Origin of the sequence: Shigella sp. FC1967, assembly GCF_001743005.1 — a bacterium.
In the GTDB taxonomy this organism is placed as follows: domain Bacteria; phylum Pseudomonadota; class Gammaproteobacteria; order Enterobacterales; family Enterobacteriaceae; genus Proteus.
Genome location: NZ_MIIZ01001489.1, coordinates 1 through 329, shown reverse-complemented (window position 1 = coordinate 329; position 329 = coordinate 1). Strand labels below are relative to the sequence as shown.

Below are 329 nucleotides of genomic sequence, written 5' to 3'. Positions count from 1 at the left end.
AATCTTATTGCCGTCTGATTTGATGGCGTAATGACTCAGCCCCACATCAAGCCCCGTGATATTTGATATCAATGTTGGCTTTGCCGGTGCTTCTACCCCGTCATCACAGAGTAGTGACGCATAGTATTTTCCGGTTGCGCTGCGGCTCAGTGTGATACTTTTCAGCGCCCCCGTAATTTCACGATGTAAACGCGCTTCAATCGGTGCAATTTTCGGGATTTTTATCGCGCCATCAATGACTTTGATCCCGACACAATGATAGCTAGATTGTCTGCCATGCTTACTTTTTAAACGTGGGGAAAACGGGGACTTTTTAGTTTTTGGGAGAA

Annotated in this window: 1 pseudogene; it reads right to left on the bottom strand. The window is 45.9% G+C overall.

The features are described 5' to 3' along the window. A pseudogene (locus BHE89_RS23265) lies at nucleotides 1-329 on the bottom strand (RNA-guided endonuclease TnpB family protein); the annotation flags it as partial.